Here is a 14,373-nt window from a genome sequence, read left to right as displayed (position 1 = left end):
AATTGCTTCGTCAACTTGGTCTGCGGCTTGATTGCCTACTGTCACCAGCCCAAGAAGCCTTCCCTGCTCATTGATGCGGCTTTGCCTGCTTCTGCTTAACCCGAACTGACGTTAACTAATGACAAAAATTTTTCTACAACGATTAGGAAAAATAAGTGAAATTGAATCTAGTTAATTATTTTTTTGATGATTGGTCAGTAATGGATAATCGGTTTTTTATCCTTCCACCTATTCTTTATTAACCATTACCAACCTGACAAATAAAATAAGTTTCCACCCAAAGTTGACGCTAGAACTTAGGCATAGCGGTCAGTGCGATCTCGCTGACTCCCCAAGCTTCAAAGAACTGGCGATAGAGAACTTTACTGGCTGAGGTCAAGTCACCATCTGGATCGATGATTCCTCCTTGGAGGATTTTGCCCCCATCTGTGCGGAAATCCAACCTCAGATCGCCATTTTCATCTTGTTGAATGATAAAATTTCCGTTTGCCAAAACTTGACCAGCACGACTTAAAATAGCGCAGCGCATCGTTAACGACTTCCGATATAAATAGAACACAGTTAACCATGTCACTAATCTGTGCCGTCGTCAACATAGCTCGTTGAACACAGGATTTCAGTAATCTCAGCCTTTCATCCTGCACCACTTGAGGAAACATTGATGATGTCTCACATCAAGCGCCGTCAGTTTTTGCAATTTGCCGGATCGACGCTGGCAACTTTGGGTTTAAGCCATCTGGATGTGATACGAAAAGGCGATCGCTATGGCAAAGTCCTCGCGCAAAGCACACCCCGCAAACTGGCGCTGCTGGTGGGAATTAACGCTTATCAAAATAGTAGCGATCGCTTAGCGGGTTGCATTACCGATGTGGAAATGCAGCAACATCTCCTGATTCACCGCTTTGGCTTCAACAATAACGATGTCCATATCCTGACAGATGCCCAAGCCACTCGCGAAGGTATCTTGGGTGCATTTGACGAATATCTGATTGGGCAAGCGAAGCCGGGAGATGTTGTGGTGTTTCACTTCTCCGGGCACGGTTCGCGGGTAGATGACAGCCCAGAATGCGATGAAGTGGTCTTAAAACTGAGCGAAAGTTGTTTAAACAGTACCATTGTCCCTGCCGATAACTCTCTACCTTTGGTTGCCCGTCGCCGTGGGGGTATTGCATCCGATATCACAGGACACACGCTGTTTTTGCTGGCGTCAGCGGTAAAAACAGAAAACCTGACAATGGTTTTGGATAGTTGTCATGCTGGGGGCGGAAAACGGGGGAATTTGAACGTCAGGGCGCTGGATGGTGGCGTGCAAGTTAAAGTCAGCCCAGTGGAGAAAGAATATCAGCGGCAATTGCTATCGCGGGTAAATTTATCCCCGGATGAGTATATTCAGGCACGCAGGGCAGGAGTTGCCAAAGGGATCGTCATTGCTGCCGCCGATCGCAAGCAACTGGCGGCGGATCAGCGCTTCAACGGCTTTGCGGCGGGGGCATTTACTTATGTGATGACGCAGTATCTTTGGCAGCAAACCGGGGATGAACCCGTGGCGAGTGCAATCGCAAATATTGCCCGTACTACTAACCAGATTTCTTCTACGGGTCAAATTCCAGAATATGAAGCTAAGCAAAAAAGCAATGAAGAGGAACCCGCTTACTTCCTAAACCAACAGACTCTCCCGGCGGAAGCGGTAATCACCAAAGTTGAGGGAGATGGGGTGCACTTGTGGTTGGGAGGTGTCAATTCCCAAAGCATCCCTGCCTTCGATCGAGGTGCGATTTTGACAGTGATAGACGCTCAAGGCAAGGAGCAAGGATTGGTACAGTTGGAAGCGAACTCGCGCAAAGGATTAACGGCGCGGGGCAAACTCCTAAATGCAGGAAGGGGTGGGGTTTCCTCGCCTCCGCAACTGGGAACATTGCTGCAAGAGCGAATGCGCGGGATTCCCAGCGATATGACTTTACCGATTGGTCTAGATCCATCGCTGGGTAACGACACAGCTAAGGCAGAACAAGCCCTCAAGGCTATCCAGCGCCTCAAAATCTTGCCTTTACAACAGGAAGAATATGTCGCCTACCTCTTAGGACGAATTACCCAGGAGAATCGTCAATTTCAGAAAAATGGAGAGACTCCTAATTTAACCTCTGTGCCCGATATGGGCAGTGTCGGCTTATTCACTCCAGCACTAGAACAAATTCCTGGCTCTTTTGGTGTATCTGGTGAATCGATAGAGGCGGCTATCACCCGTCTCACCCCGAAATTTAAGTCACTGCTAGCAGCTCACATTGCCAAGATGATACTCAATCCCGGTTCCTCTCGGCTGAATGTAGTGGCTTCCATGAAAAGAGCGGAGGGCGAGACATTTGCAACTACTTTCCCGATTCGCGGTTCACAAAACAGCAGCAATTCTTCAACTCAAAACTCAAAACTCCCCTTGGGGACACCGATTCAGTTTGTGGTGACGAACCAGGAAGATCGGGATCTCCACGTATCCGTTTTAGTAATCGATCCTGAAGGAGAAATGACGATCGTTTTTCCGAATACCTGGACGGTGGAAGAGAATGCAACTCTGATGAAAGCAGGAGAAACGCGACAAATCCCGCAACCGGGAAAAGATAAGTTCAGATTTAAAGTCGCAAAACCCGTCGGCATGGTAGAGGTTCTGATAATCGCCAGTGGCACTCCTCTTAAGCAAGCGCTCAAGACATTACAGGAAGTGGCGAGGGTGCGAGGACAGGCACCAGGGTTGCCAATGACGCTGGGTGAGGAACCAACTAAGTTAATCGACGGTTTGCTAGAAGACTTTAACCGAGGCGCAGGAAATAGTCGTGGTGGTGAGAAGGCAGAGGTTCGGGGGCTGGGGCTAATTAATCGTGTCGATACTCAAGAGTTGGCGGCGATGTCAATTACCTTTGAGTCGGTAGAAACATAAGCAATTATCGCCATTCCAGGATGGGGTGCGATACATCTGTAGGGGCATGACAATCAAAAAGCCCCTACCGTTAGAAGCGTAATATATTCCAGCCAACTGAGAAATGGTATAGATGAATCTATGGTAGATATCCCGTGCAATGGTATTCAGATACCCAACTTACGGCTGAACAGATGTCGAATGGTGAACGGGTAACAACACTTTGAAAGTAGAACCCTGACCAAGTTTACTGGTGACAGAAATAGAGCCAGCGCAACGTAGGAGAAGTTGCTGCACAATGGTTAAACCTAATCCAGCACCGAAAACTTCTTCCCCCGGTGCTAGGCGTCCGCGATAAAAGCGGTCAAAAATCTTGGGCAATTCGTTCGGGGCAATGCCGATGCCGGTATCGCGAAATTCCAACTGTACGTATTCGCCTTGTTGCTTGGTGCGTACCACCACCTGACCGCCAGTGGGAGTGAATTTAATGCTGTTGTGTAGCAGATTGATAATAATTTGTCGCAGCCATGCCTCTAAGCAGGAGACAGCCGGAAGGTTAGGACTGACCGTGTAGCCTAACTGGATACCTTTTTCTTGAGCGATCGCTTGATAGGTGCTGACAACTCCAGGCACAATGTCTGCTAACTGCACCGGATGCAGAGTCGTTGGTGTTGTTGCCCGATCTAGCTGGACTAGCTCCATCAAACCGCTAATCAAAGAAACTTGGCGATCGCACTGTGTATGCAGCAAATGCAGGTAGCGCTGACGCTGCGAGGGTTTGAGTTGTGGGGACTCTAGCAGCGTCAGCGCGGTTTTCATGTTGGTTAGCGGCGTCCGCAGTTCCAACAGCGCATTGCTTAGTAGTTCATCTTTAAAGCGCACTTCATCCAGCAAAGCTTGATTTTGCCGCTGGAGTTCGGCGATTTCCGTTGTTGATGCATGATTGGCGGCAGCACCCCGCCCGATTTCCTCTTGCTGCTGGACTTGTTTTACCAGTAACTGAGTCAGGATGGATGCGATCGCTCGATTCTGTACTAAATCGGGTGATTGCGGTAAGGTAAATAGCTTGTCCCAGTTGCTGAGGAGAGTCTCTTCAGTGGGCGCGATCGCGGGTCGGATTCCCTGCAAAACCTCCTGAATCACTGGCTTGTCAAAAGCGCAAATTGTCAGCAGCGGTCGTCCTCGCTTGTCCTCCGTGCCTGCTGTAGCCATTTGCTTTTGCAAAGCCAAAACGCTTTCGCTAACGCCTGACTGTGCCCCGTAAGGATTGCCTAGGGCGCTCTTATTCCGGTACTGAGAAGCGAGAAACTCTTTTGAGTCTATATTTTTGATTTGATCCAAATCCTTTGAAGTTGTCTGGGCAGATGGCTTAGCGCTGCGGGGTCGATGAGCCAAAATTAAGCCGCAAAAGCGTTCGGATAGCACTAACAAAAAATATTCTCTGGAAATTGCGTTTTCCGGCTTCAGTTGAACTGGAATAATCTGCGAGGCGGTGGGGGAAATTTTTGGGGAGCCGGTGAGTGCATAAGGGGAATTTTCAAATTCTTCCTGGCTTTGGCTCTCTCCTGCTTCTACTCTCTCCTGCTCTCGTCCCTCTTTGCCGTTACAGACATAAATGGTATGCCCAACCTGCCCCCGCTCCTGATATTGTTCTATCTGCGCCTGCCAGCCTTCTCCAGGCGGTAGCTTTACCCAGAGTTTGGCTGGCAGTTGTTGGTCAATCAGTACGTCCATCAGCGCCCACAGCAAGGACTTGAGCGTAGTTGCACTCACGGCAAGCGGCTGAGGCGCTGACTCTACACGCAGAGCCAATTGGTAAAGGGATGCATCCATAAGATTTTAAGATTTTAGAGGTTGCTTTTGGATGAAAAGGTGACTTGTTAAATGCACTGATGTCTCAACAAATGGGTGAAAATCAACTTGGATGATTTTGAAGACTTTTGACTGGAAACTTCTTTGTAGCTACTTTTAGCGCAGCGGTGCGGATCGCAGATTGGGAGAAACCAGAGATAGTTTCATCTTGATTTCTACCCATCTAGCGAGTGTCTCTTTAATCCTTTCCCAGCCATCAATCTCCATTTCAAGAGACAACAAGTTAGATTGAATTGCGCCTAGTTACAAGTTAACCGCTCCACTCTAAAATCTAAAATCCACAATTGCTTTAACCAGGCATCCGCTTTAATAGGGCATCCCGTGCTTGTTCTCGATCGTCAAAGTGGATTTTTTCCGTTCCTAAGATTTGGTAGTCTTCATGACCTTTACCAGCAATCAGGACGCCATCACCCGGTTGGGCTTCTAAAATGGCGGTATGAATGGCAGTCGCGCGATCGCTAATCACCACCACTGGTTGAGCCGAGGTTGGTATCCCGGCGACAATATCTTGCAAAATCCGTTCTGGATCTTCCGTCCGCGGATTGTCGGAGGTAACAACGGCTTTGTCTGCTAACTGCGCGGCAATTTGACCCATTTTCGGGCGTTTAGTGCGATCGCGATCGCCTCCACAACCAAAGACGCAGATCATCTTACCGGGAATAAACGGACGCGCCGCTTTTAGCAAATTCTCCAAACTGTCCGGCGTGTGAGCATAATCGACAATAACGCTAATCTCTTGCTGGGAACCGATTTGCACTCGTTCCATCCGTCCCGGCACTCCCGAAAATTGGGGTAGCGCCGCCGCAATTAACTCCAAATCTACTCCCAGATGCAACACTGCTCCCACAGCGGCAAGTAAATTTTCCAGATTGTACTGCCCTACCAGGGGAGAACGGAAAGCCACATCACCTTTGGGGGTATGCATCACCCCGCTGACTCCCGTTGGCTCATAACTCAGGTCGCTCATCCACAAATCGGCGGTTGTATCGTTGACACTATAGCGCCATACTTGGTCTGGATTTAACCGTTCGATCAATCGCTGTCCATAAGAATCATCTGAATTAATTACCGCCCGCCCTTTGAGATATTCAGGGCTAAACAGCAACGCTTTTGCATTGAAGTAATCTTCCATGTCGTGGTGGAAGTCTAGATGATCCTGGGTGAGATTGGTAAACACCGCAACCGAAAACGGACAACCTAAAATCCGACCTTGCGCCAAAGCGTGGGAACTTACTTCCATCACACCCATCTGAGATCCGGCTGCGATCGCGTCTGCCAGTTGTTTTTGCAGTTCGACAGCAAAAGGCGTCGTGTGGGCAGCGGTTTGTTGAAAGCCAGCCCAACGGGCATACAGCGTCCCAAATAAAGCCGTTGGTAACTGGCTCCAAGTCAGGAAAAATTCGATTAAATGAGTCGTTGTCGTTTTGCCATTCGTGCCAGTGACGCCAATCAGTTTTAGCTGTTGCGCTGGGTAGCCATAAAAGGCAGCAGCAACTTGGGCGCAAGCTTGAGTCATGTCTGCAACTGGAATCACGCAGGCATCTTCCCCTTTGGGAGGATGTTTTTGGGCAGCTTGAGAAGAAACCAGGGCGGCGACTGCACCGGATGCGATCGCGCCTTCCCAAAACTCCCCTCCATCCACTCGCGTTCCGGGCATCCCGATAAACAAATCTCCCGGTTGACAAGCATGGGAATTTGTCGTTAAGCCCTTAACTTCCAATTCCAGAGCAGTCTGACTAGAGGGTTGCTCAATCTGGGGAATGGTTGCTAATAACTCTCGCAATTTCATCTTTAGTAACTCCTCACAATCGTCACGAGTCATTAATCGTTAGTCATGAGTCATCGGATCGTTAGCAGGCGGACGCTCGACTCAAGACTATTCGCGCTTATTCTTTATCTTTTACAAGCAAATATTTCTGTAACATTTGCGCCAACTGTTGCACCGTAGCGCGGGGAGAAGGACGGGGTAACGGTTCTTCTACTCGATCTGTACGCTGAGATCGAACCCTAAACAGGACAGGAATTTCATATTGATAGGCTTGAAACCAATCTTCGCGGGTAGTGATATCCCGGATTTCCAGTTCAATGGGGGGGTTTGAAACTTGTTCGAGTTTTTCTTGTAACCCCTCGCACAAGTGGCAACCCGGCTTGCTGTACAGAATTAACCGCACTCAATCTCTCCAAAAAACTTTTATAGGGCGATGATAGCTCCTAGTGCAGTTTGGCAGAAATCAATTGCCGGTTCAACAATTAGAAGTTATCTCATCTTTTCTTCAAAGCGGACACCCATCCCAAAAAAAAGCAGCAGAATCATTCTGTGACTGGCTACGCTTTGCCTCTACAATCCTTCCTCTCGATAGCAGGATGTTGGCGAGGGAATGTAGGCGGGGTGATTCTTGTCCGCGCCCATGTCTGCGCCAGTAGAATGCCATGCAATTCTTTACACGATGTTCATTTATAGCCCTGTTCTCCGATCGGGTTAGGTGCTTATAAGAGGTAAAATAATTTGTAATAAAGAATTCAGAAATTCACTAGAAACGTACCATGAGCGATAGCACCACAGCTCCCGTTAGCATCTCCTCGTTTAATCTGGATGAGCTTAACCAAAAATTTGACAAAGCTCATCCCAGAGAGATCCTGGCTTGGTGTGTTACAAATATCCCCACGGGACTGGTGCAAACCAGCGCCTTTAATGTGGATGATTTGGTAATTACGGATCTTTTATACCGCGATCTCAAACCAGCAACGCCAGTACCAGTCTTGTTTCTGGACACGCTGTATCACTTTCCTCAAACCCTGGAGTTAGTTGCTAAAGCGCAGGCACTTTACAATTTAAACCTCCAAACTTACAAAATTCCCGATCTAGACTCCCGCGAAGCCTTTGCGGCTAAATACGGCGAAGCGCTGTGGGATAAGGACATCACTCAATTTCACCACCTGACCAAAATTGAACCATTGCAACGGGGTCTAGCAGAACTCAGCACCGTTGCCTGGATTACCGGACGCCGCCGCGACCAAGCCGTGACTCGTGCTGATATGCCAGTCTTGGAACTAGATTCACAGCAACGGCTGAAAGTGAATCCTCTCGCCAACTGGACACGCAAGGACAGCTGGGCTTATGTGGCTGAGCATGGCATGATTTACAATCCTCTGCACGATCAGGGATATGCCAGCATCGGCGACGAACCCATCACGACACCCGTTGCTGAGGGTGAAGACGAACGCGCAGGTCGCTGGCGCGGCATGGGTAAAACCGAATGTGGAATTCACATTTAGAATGTCTAATGGGTAATAGGTAATGGGTAATGGGTAATGGCAAGAAGATTACCCATTACCCATGACCAATCACCAATTACCAATTAGCAAAATGATTAAAATCCTCCACCTATCCGATATTCACATGGGGAGTGGCTTCTCCCACGGACGGGTCAATCCGGAAACCGGAGTAAACACACGCCTTGAGGATTTTGTCAATACTTTATCGAAGTGTATTGACCGAGCGATTGGGCAAAGCTCAGATGGAGAGAATGCCGAACCCGTCGATTTAGTCTTGTTCGGTGGAGATGCTTTTCCCGATGCAACGCCGCCGCCATATGTACAGGAAGCGTTTGCCAGTCAGTTTCGCCGCTTAGTCGATGCTCAGATCCCAACGGTGTTGCTCGTGGGGAATCACGACCAGCATTCTCAGGGGCAGGGAGGCGCAAGTTTATGTATTTATCGGACATTAGGAGTGCCAGGGTTTATTGTCGGCGATCGCATCGTCACCCACCGCATCGAAACCCGCAGCGGTCCCGTCCAAATCATTACCCTCCCTTGGCTCACCCGTTCCGCCCTGCTGACGCGCCCGGAAACTGAAGATTTGTCTCTAGCCGAAGTCAACGAGTTATTAATTAAGCGTCTTGAGCCTTGCCTGGAAGGAGAAATCCGGCGTCTAGATCCGGAAGTACCAACCGTTCTTTTAGCTCACCTGATGGCAGACCGAGCTAACTTAGGTGCAGAGCGCTTCCTAGCAGTCGGCAAAGGGTTTACCATCCCCATCTCGATGCTGACGCGACCTTGCTTTGACTACGTCGCGTTGGGGCACGTCCACCGACATCAGAACCTCAACAAGTCGAACCAGCCTCCAGTGATCTACCCAGGCAGTATTGAGCGAGTCGATTTCAGCGAAGAAAAAGAAGACAAAGGCTATGTGATGATTCAGTTGGAACGGGGCAATACCCAGTGGGAATTTTGTCCCCTCCCTGTGCGCCCCTTCCGGACTATCGAAGTGGATGTCTCTGATGCAGCTGAGCCGCAAGCCGCTTTAATCAAAGCGATAGGCAAAAAAGATATCAAAGATGCTGTCGTGCGGCTAATCTACAAACTGCGTTCCGAGCAGATAGATTTGATTGATAATAACGCCCTGCACGCCAGCTTAAGTGACGCCCACACCTACACGATTCAGGCGGAATTAGTCAGTCAGCTAGCGCGTCCTCGCTTGCCCGAACTCGGTTCTAGTGCCAGCACCGATCCTGTGGAAGCGCTGAAAACCTACTTAGCCAATCGGGAAGACCTTAAGGATATTGCCGCCTTGATGCTGGAAGAAGCCCAGAAGTTACTAGCACATGAGGAAGAGGCGTGGTTCAACGCCGCTGACATAGAGGAAGCATTAGAGGCAGGAACAAATCAATCCAGTCAGCAATCTGTGGCAACGACAGATTCCCAACTGCGTTTACTGTAAAAGTCTTGCTTGAATTTGTGCTAAATCTGCAAGGATTCAGTATTACTTAGTATGTGCGTATTTTTCATACTAAGTATTGTTTAGTATACGTATAATTACATAAACTAAAAAGCAGGTTTGAGCGTATCAGCAAAAAGCAAAAGACTCTGAAAAAGTTTAAAATTTAGATAAATAGATTACAGAATTTGAGTAAATGAGCTTTCGGGAACAGACTTCTCAGCAAGTCACAACGCAGTCTTTAATGTCTAAATTTTTACCAGCAGTTTTAGTCGTAGCTGCTTTTAGCGTTGGTGCAGCGGCACACATCCAACCAGCTTTGGCGGGAACTTGTGCGGCAAAGTGCCCCCCAGCCCCGATTCAGTTCGTACCGGGACAACGCATCACCTATGAGGTGGTAAACCTGACATCGAGTTTGGTTCAGATGCAAAAGGTGGTAGGTACCGATCCGATTCCCCTCAATCCCGGACAAGTCGTGTCTTTCACGAGGGGAGGGGGTACAGACCCGAATCTATCACTTTTGCTGTGGGATGCGACGGGTTTACCCCTAGGAGTGAGACTTGCTAAACCGAATCCTAGAACTTTACGAATCGAAGTCCGTCCTGGTGGCCGTCCTCCAGGCGATCGCACAATTTATTTAAGAGATGACGGTCGGGTTGCTGTTTATTAAAAGCGATCGCATATCCCTATAGACCCAATCATTTAACGAATTAAAACTGATAGGATGGGCTGAGCCAGACTGCTGGAAATACGACGCCTGTGCAAGATCGCCCTCATTCAGAATCATCCCCTCGTCCTGCCCGATTGCCCAATCATCGATGGCAAATATTTCCAGTACGAGACGAACTAGCCCAACAGTTAGCTAAAACGACGGGTCTTTCACCACTGTTGAGTCAGGTACTGATTAACCGAGGCATTGAGACACCTGAAGAGGCGCAAGCATTCCTAGATCCAGAATCTCAGGTTTTGCCCTCACCTTTGGAAGAATTCCCCGACCTAGCAATCAGTGTGGAGTTGTTGAAAGAAGCGATCGCATCCCAGCACAAAATTGCGATCTGCGGAGATTATGATGCGGATGGGATGACCAGCACTGCGCTATTACTCCGGGCATTGCGGTGGTTAGGGGCACAGGTGGATTATGCGATTCCCAGCCGCATGAGTGAAGGATACGGGATTAATCGGCGCATTGTCGAAGAATTTCACCGGGAAGGCGTTTGGCTGATTTTAACGGTAGACAACGGCATTTCTGCTTTTGAACCGATCGATCGGGCACGGCAGCTGGGTGTCAAAGTCATTGTCACCGATCATCACGATATTCCCGAAAAACTGCCTCCAGCCGATGCCATTCTCAATCCCAAGCTGATTCGAGAATCTTCTCCTTATCGCGGGGTGGCGGGCGTTGGCGTCGCTTATATCTTGGCTGTCACCCTCGCCCAACAGCTGGGGCAAACGAAGGGATTGGTGAAGCCACTATTAGAACTTTTTACCCTCGGAACCATTGCCGATTTAGCACCGTTAACAGGGGTAAACCGCCGCTGGGTGAAGCGGGGTTTGCAACAATTACCGAATTCTCAACTAGCGGGAGTTCAGGCGCTGATTCAGATAGCGGGAGTACCACAAGGCACAGAGAACAGCGAAGCGGAAACTCCAAAATCTAAAATCCCAAATCCACAATCCTTAAAGCCAGAGGATATTGGGTTTCGCCTGGGGCCAAGAATTAACGCCGTGGGACGGATTGCCGACCCGCAGACGGTGATTGAATTGCTGATAACTGATGATATGGGAATCGCACTGGAACGGGCGATGCAGTGCGAACAAATTAACAAACACCGACAGCAACTCTGTGAAGAGATTGAACGGGATGCTGTTACTTGGTGTGAAGAAACCCAGATTATTGGAACCCCGAATAAAAAGTTAGATTCTGCCAGTGAGGTTTTACCTCAAATTCCAGATAAGTCGATTGACTTCCAGCAAGAACGGGTGTTAGTGCTGGTTCAACCGGGATGGCATCATGGCGTGATTGGAATTGTTGCCTCGCGCTTGGTGGAACGCTACGGCGTGCCGGTGTTTATCGGAACTTATGAAGATGAGCATCACGTCCGGGGTTCGGCGCGGGGGATTCCTGAATTTCACGTATTTGAAGCTTTGCAGTTTTGTCAGGATTTGCTGGGGAAATTTGGCGGACACAAGGCGGCGGGGGGCTTTTCGATGCCAGCCGAAAATCTCCCTGCATTGCGATCGCGTCTTAGCCTTTTTGCTCATCAGTGTCTGGAACCCCAGCACCTAAAGCCGCTGCTCAAGATTGACGTTCAGGCTAACCTCGACGATATTAATCTTGATCTGTACCAACAGATTGATGCCCTTCACCCGTGCGGGATTGAAAACGCCGATCCCGTATTCTGGACGCCGAATGTCCGCGTAGTTGAGCAAAAAATTGTCGGGAAGGGTCACGTCAAATTAAAATTCCAAGACTCTGGCAATAACGGGAGTCAGGTTCGGAAAATCGAAGCGATCGCTTGGCGATGGGGCAATTATTACCCTTTACCGTCGCGAGTCGATATCGCCTACAAACTGCGACAAAATACCTGGAATGGCAACACCACAATACAACTGGAGTTAGTAGGTCTACGACGTTCCACGGGGGAACCTCATCAATTGTCCTTCTCCCCAAGTCTGAAAGCTGAGTTTCACTACAACCAGCGTCGCTATACCTGTAGCCTTTCTGAGTCTTTAAAAGAGTTAAAAATTAGAAATCCCGAAGGCAAGGTTCTGGCGATTCAGCAAGGACACAGAATGGGTTTACTCGGAATCACGCGGGAAAACGCCAAAGAGGTTGATGTGACGAAACCTCCGTTTTATCCATTGATTAAAGCGGCAATGCAAGCGCTGGATCTACCGGGAAAAAATACCTAAGTTTTCTGAGAAAGCGAGATAAGATTTTTTAAGGCAAAGTAACGCAAAGGGATTTGCCAAGTTACGCAAAGCTATCTGCTCATCCTTTGCGTGACTCTGCGCTATCCTTTGCGGTACTGTGCGTTGAAAATACGATTTTGTGTCAAAATGCCAGTCTTTTAGAGGTCGCCGCCTCGAAATGCCAGCACGAAGATAACTGCTGGGCCAGCAAGCATAATTACCGCCACAAAGCCTAGCTGAGCAATGACTTCCCAGTTGATGCTGCTCAAACCGCTGAACAAGTCGCTGAAAATCTCCATTTGTCCTGCCTTTCTACGGGTATTTACAATGTGTTGATTTGAATAGCTAATTGGCAAATTTTGCCATCTAATCTTACCCAGCGATCGCGTCTTTTATTTAAAGAACTTTACAAAAGTATAAACAATGACAAAAAACCCTCAGAAAGTCGTTTCTTGTAGCTGGCAAGGAAAAACCTCTCTCCAAGGCGCGATTTATCGCGTCTAAACTGAAGAGACGAGAACTTTTTGAAAGATGGTTTGGAACAATGCCGACTTGGCGATGTGTTAAGCAATGTGGAGCCTGCTGTCATCTCGATCCAGCAGATCGCCCTGACTTAGATCAATATCTCATGCCAGAGGAGTTACAGCTATATCTGAGCATGGTCGGCGAAGGGGGATGGTGTGTGAATTTCGATCGGGAGACGAGAGAATGTCAGATTTATCTAGATCGTCCTCGCTTTTGTCGGGTGCAGGCAGATGTTTTTGAGGAATTGTACGGCATTGAGCCAGAGGAACTCAATGACTTTGCGGTGGAGTGTTGCCGCGAACAGATTGAAGGCGTTTATGGCGATCGCTCTTTAGAAATGATCCGATTTAACCAGGAAGTTGGCTTTTGAAACCGATTAGGAACTTAAATCTTCTGCAAGCAACCAAAGGTTGATATTTGCACCATATTCTGAGAAAATGAAAAGAATATGAAAATTAGCTAGCGTTGAGCCTAACTCAATAGTGAAACTTTCTGCACTGCCTCCTAGCCTGCCTGCCTTAGAGCGTCCTAGCGCCCAGGTACCTGCCGTTGAATCAGCGCCTTCACCCTCTTCAAAGATTAGCCATTCTAAATCTCAAAAGCCAAAAGTGAAGCTTTTCCAGCGGGTGCCTTGGACAGTCTTTAGCTCCACGTTCTTGACGATCTTTTTGGCAGAAATGGGAGATAAAACTCAGGTGGCAACGCTGCTGATGAGTGCAGAATCTCAGTCGCCGTGGTTGGTGTTTGCGGGTGCGGCGGTGGCACTAATCGCCACAAGCTTGGTGGGTGTATTGTTGGGGCGCTGGCTGGCAACTCGGCTGTCTCCTAAAACCTTGGACATGGCAGCGGGAGCTTGTTTGCTTTTCGTTTCTGTGATGTTGCTGTGGGATGTCGTGCATTTTTAAGCTGCAAGATTTTCACGTTGCAAGGTTGGCACGTTGTAAAGTTCAACCTATCAGCGATTCAAAACTTTCAACCTTTAACCCTTCCAACCTTCAACTATGGATTGGCATCTTCTCGGAATTAGTTTCATCACGGTATTTTTAGCGGAGATTGGCGATAAAAGCCAATTGGCAGCGATCGCGCTCAGTGGCAGTTCTAAATCTCCCCGCGCCGTGTTTCTCGGAACGATCGCCGCACTGCTACTGGCTAGCTTCCTGGGAGTCATTGCTGGGGAAGGCGTGGCGGTGCTGTTACCTGCGCGGTTACTCAAAGCGATCGCAGCCATTGGGTTTGCCTTAATTGCCGTCCGCTTGTTGTGGCCCGATACCGATGTGCCAGAAGATTTAGAAGAGACACCGTAGAGATCGGGTTTGGGCTTTGAGTTCTTACATTGGGAAGAAAAATTCCAGCCAGAAAAACATTAATTCTGGAAAAAGCCCGTAAAAAAACAAGGCTTTAGCGCTAGGAGTGTCAACATAGATTTAGTCAGTTGCAG

The 14,373-nt window shown here is 48.6% G+C and carries 13 protein-coding genes; 8 read left to right on the top strand and 5 right to left on the bottom strand.

What is annotated here, in order from left to right; all coding sequences use genetic code 11:
• Positions 1-289: 289 nt before the first annotated feature.
• Positions 290-529, bottom strand: coding sequence for a hypothetical protein (locus NDA06_RS20540; protein WP_190414780.1), 240 nt, complete (start codon positions 527-529; stop codon positions 290-292).
• A gap of 132 nt (positions 530-661) precedes the next feature.
• Between NDA06_RS20540 and NDA06_RS20535 the strand changes: the two genes are divergently transcribed.
• On the top strand, positions 662-2,929 hold the full coding sequence (locus tag NDA06_RS20535) for a caspase family protein (RefSeq protein WP_242047359.1): 2,268 nt from the start codon (positions 662-664) through the stop codon (positions 2,927-2,929).
• A gap of 159 nt (positions 2,930-3,088) precedes the next feature.
• On the opposite strand, the gene NDA06_RS20530 is transcribed toward NDA06_RS20535, so the two are convergent.
• The 3 genes from NDA06_RS20530 to NDA06_RS20520 form a co-directional block, all read right to left on the bottom strand.
• On the bottom strand, positions 3,089-4,741 hold the full coding sequence (locus NDA06_RS20530; RefSeq protein ID WP_190668017.1) for a DICT sensory domain-containing protein: 1,653 nt from the start codon (positions 4,739-4,741) through the stop codon (positions 3,089-3,091).
• Between the two features lie 328 nt (positions 4,742-5,069).
• On the bottom strand, positions 5,070-6,569 hold the full coding sequence (locus NDA06_RS20525; RefSeq protein ID WP_190984846.1) for a UDP-N-acetylmuramoyl-L-alanyl-D-glutamate--2,6-diaminopimelate ligase: 1,500 nt from the start codon (positions 6,567-6,569) through the stop codon (positions 5,070-5,072).
• 97 nt (positions 6,570-6,666) lie between these two features.
• Complete coding sequence (locus tag NDA06_RS20520; RefSeq protein ID WP_190414783.1) at positions 6,667-6,951, bottom strand: glutaredoxin family protein; 285 nt, start codon at positions 6,949-6,951, stop codon at positions 6,667-6,669.
• A gap of 373 nt (positions 6,952-7,324) precedes the next feature.
• On the opposite strand from NDA06_RS20520, the gene cysH reads away from it, so the two are divergent.
• The 4 genes from cysH (at position 7,325) to recJ (ending at position 12,410) form a co-directional block, all read left to right on the top strand.
• Positions 7,325-8,056, top strand: coding sequence for a phosphoadenosine phosphosulfate reductase (cysH, locus tag NDA06_RS20515; protein WP_190414784.1), 732 nt, complete (start codon positions 7,325-7,327; stop codon positions 8,054-8,056).
• 91 nt (positions 8,057-8,147) lie between these two features.
• Positions 8,148-9,500, top strand: a complete 1,353-nt coding sequence (gene sbcD, locus NDA06_RS20510; protein ID WP_190984847.1) for an exonuclease subunit SbcD — start codon at positions 8,148-8,150, stop codon at positions 9,498-9,500.
• 193 nt (positions 9,501-9,693) lie between these two features.
• Positions 9,694-10,167 (top strand): hypothetical protein, encoded by a 474-nt coding sequence (locus NDA06_RS20505; protein ID WP_242030577.1) that lies wholly within the window; start codon positions 9,694-9,696, stop codon positions 10,165-10,167.
• Positions 10,168-10,256: 89 nt separating this feature from the next.
• On the top strand, positions 10,257-12,410 hold the full coding sequence (gene recJ, locus NDA06_RS20500) for a single-stranded-DNA-specific exonuclease RecJ (protein WP_190984799.1): 2,154 nt from the start codon (positions 10,257-10,259) through the stop codon (positions 12,408-12,410).
• A 158-nt stretch (positions 12,411-12,568) separates the two neighbouring features.
• Here recJ and NDA06_RS20495 read toward each other — a convergent pair whose 3' ends face one another.
• Positions 12,569-12,691: a photosystem II reaction center protein Ycf12 gene (locus tag NDA06_RS20495; protein ID WP_190414819.1), complete on the bottom strand. Its 123-nt coding sequence runs from the start codon at positions 12,689-12,691 to the stop codon at positions 12,569-12,571.
• 263 nt (positions 12,692-12,954) lie between these two features.
• Here NDA06_RS20495 and NDA06_RS20490 point away from each other — a divergent pair, with 263 nt between their 5' ends.
• The 3 genes from NDA06_RS20490 to NDA06_RS20480 all read left to right on the top strand — a co-directional run bounded on the left by NDA06_RS20490 (position 12,955) and on the right by NDA06_RS20480 (position 14,239).
• Complete coding sequence (locus NDA06_RS20490; protein WP_190429480.1) at positions 12,955-13,305, top strand: YkgJ family cysteine cluster protein; 351 nt, start codon at positions 12,955-12,957, stop codon at positions 13,303-13,305.
• A gap of 208 nt (positions 13,306-13,513) precedes the next feature.
• On the top strand, positions 13,514-13,840 hold the full coding sequence (locus NDA06_RS20485; protein WP_347275957.1) for a TMEM165/GDT1 family protein: 327 nt from the start codon (positions 13,514-13,516) through the stop codon (positions 13,838-13,840).
• A 96-nt stretch (positions 13,841-13,936) separates the two neighbouring features.
• Positions 13,937-14,239 (top strand): TMEM165/GDT1 family protein, encoded by a 303-nt coding sequence (locus NDA06_RS20480; protein ID WP_190414788.1) that lies wholly within the window; start codon positions 13,937-13,939, stop codon positions 14,237-14,239.
• Positions 14,240-14,373 lie beyond the last annotated feature (134 nt).

The organism is Trichocoleus sp. ST-U1 (assembly GCF_039961835.1).
GTDB lineage: Bacteria > Cyanobacteriota > Cyanobacteriia > Cyanobacteriales > FACHB-T130 > FACHB-T130.
The sequence above is the reverse complement of the archived record's forward strand: the minus strand, read 5'-3'. Positions and strand labels throughout refer to the sequence as shown.

What these genes read in the sequence shown, in the direction of transcription:
- NDA06_RS20540 (WP_190414780.1), bottom strand. Translation starts at nt 529, where the DNA reads ATGCGCTGCGCTATTTTAAGTCGTGCTGGTCAAGTTTTGGCAAACGGA.
- NDA06_RS20535 (WP_242047359.1), top strand. Translation starts at nt 662, where the DNA reads ATGATGTCTCACATCAAGCGCCGTCAGTTTTTGCAATTTGCCGGATCG.
- NDA06_RS20530 (WP_190668017.1), bottom strand. Translation starts at nt 4,741, where the DNA reads ATGGATGCATCCCTTTACCAATTGGCTCTGCGTGTAGAGTCAGCGCCT.
- NDA06_RS20525 (WP_190984846.1), bottom strand. Translation starts at nt 6,569, where the DNA reads ATGAAATTGCGAGAGTTATTAGCAACCATTCCCCAGATTGAGCAACCC.
- cysH (WP_190414784.1), top strand. Translation starts at nt 7,325, where the DNA reads ATGAGCGATAGCACCACAGCTCCCGTTAGCATCTCCTCGTTTAATCTG.
- sbcD (WP_190984847.1), top strand. Translation starts at nt 8,148, where the DNA reads ATGATTAAAATCCTCCACCTATCCGATATTCACATGGGGAGTGGCTTC.
- NDA06_RS20505 (WP_242030577.1), top strand. Translation starts at nt 9,694, where the DNA reads ATGAGCTTTCGGGAACAGACTTCTCAGCAAGTCACAACGCAGTCTTTA.
- NDA06_RS20490 (WP_190429480.1), top strand. Translation starts at nt 12,955, where the DNA reads ATGCCGACTTGGCGATGTGTTAAGCAATGTGGAGCCTGCTGTCATCTC.
- NDA06_RS20480 (WP_190414788.1), top strand. Translation starts at nt 13,937, where the DNA reads ATGGATTGGCATCTTCTCGGAATTAGTTTCATCACGGTATTTTTAGCG.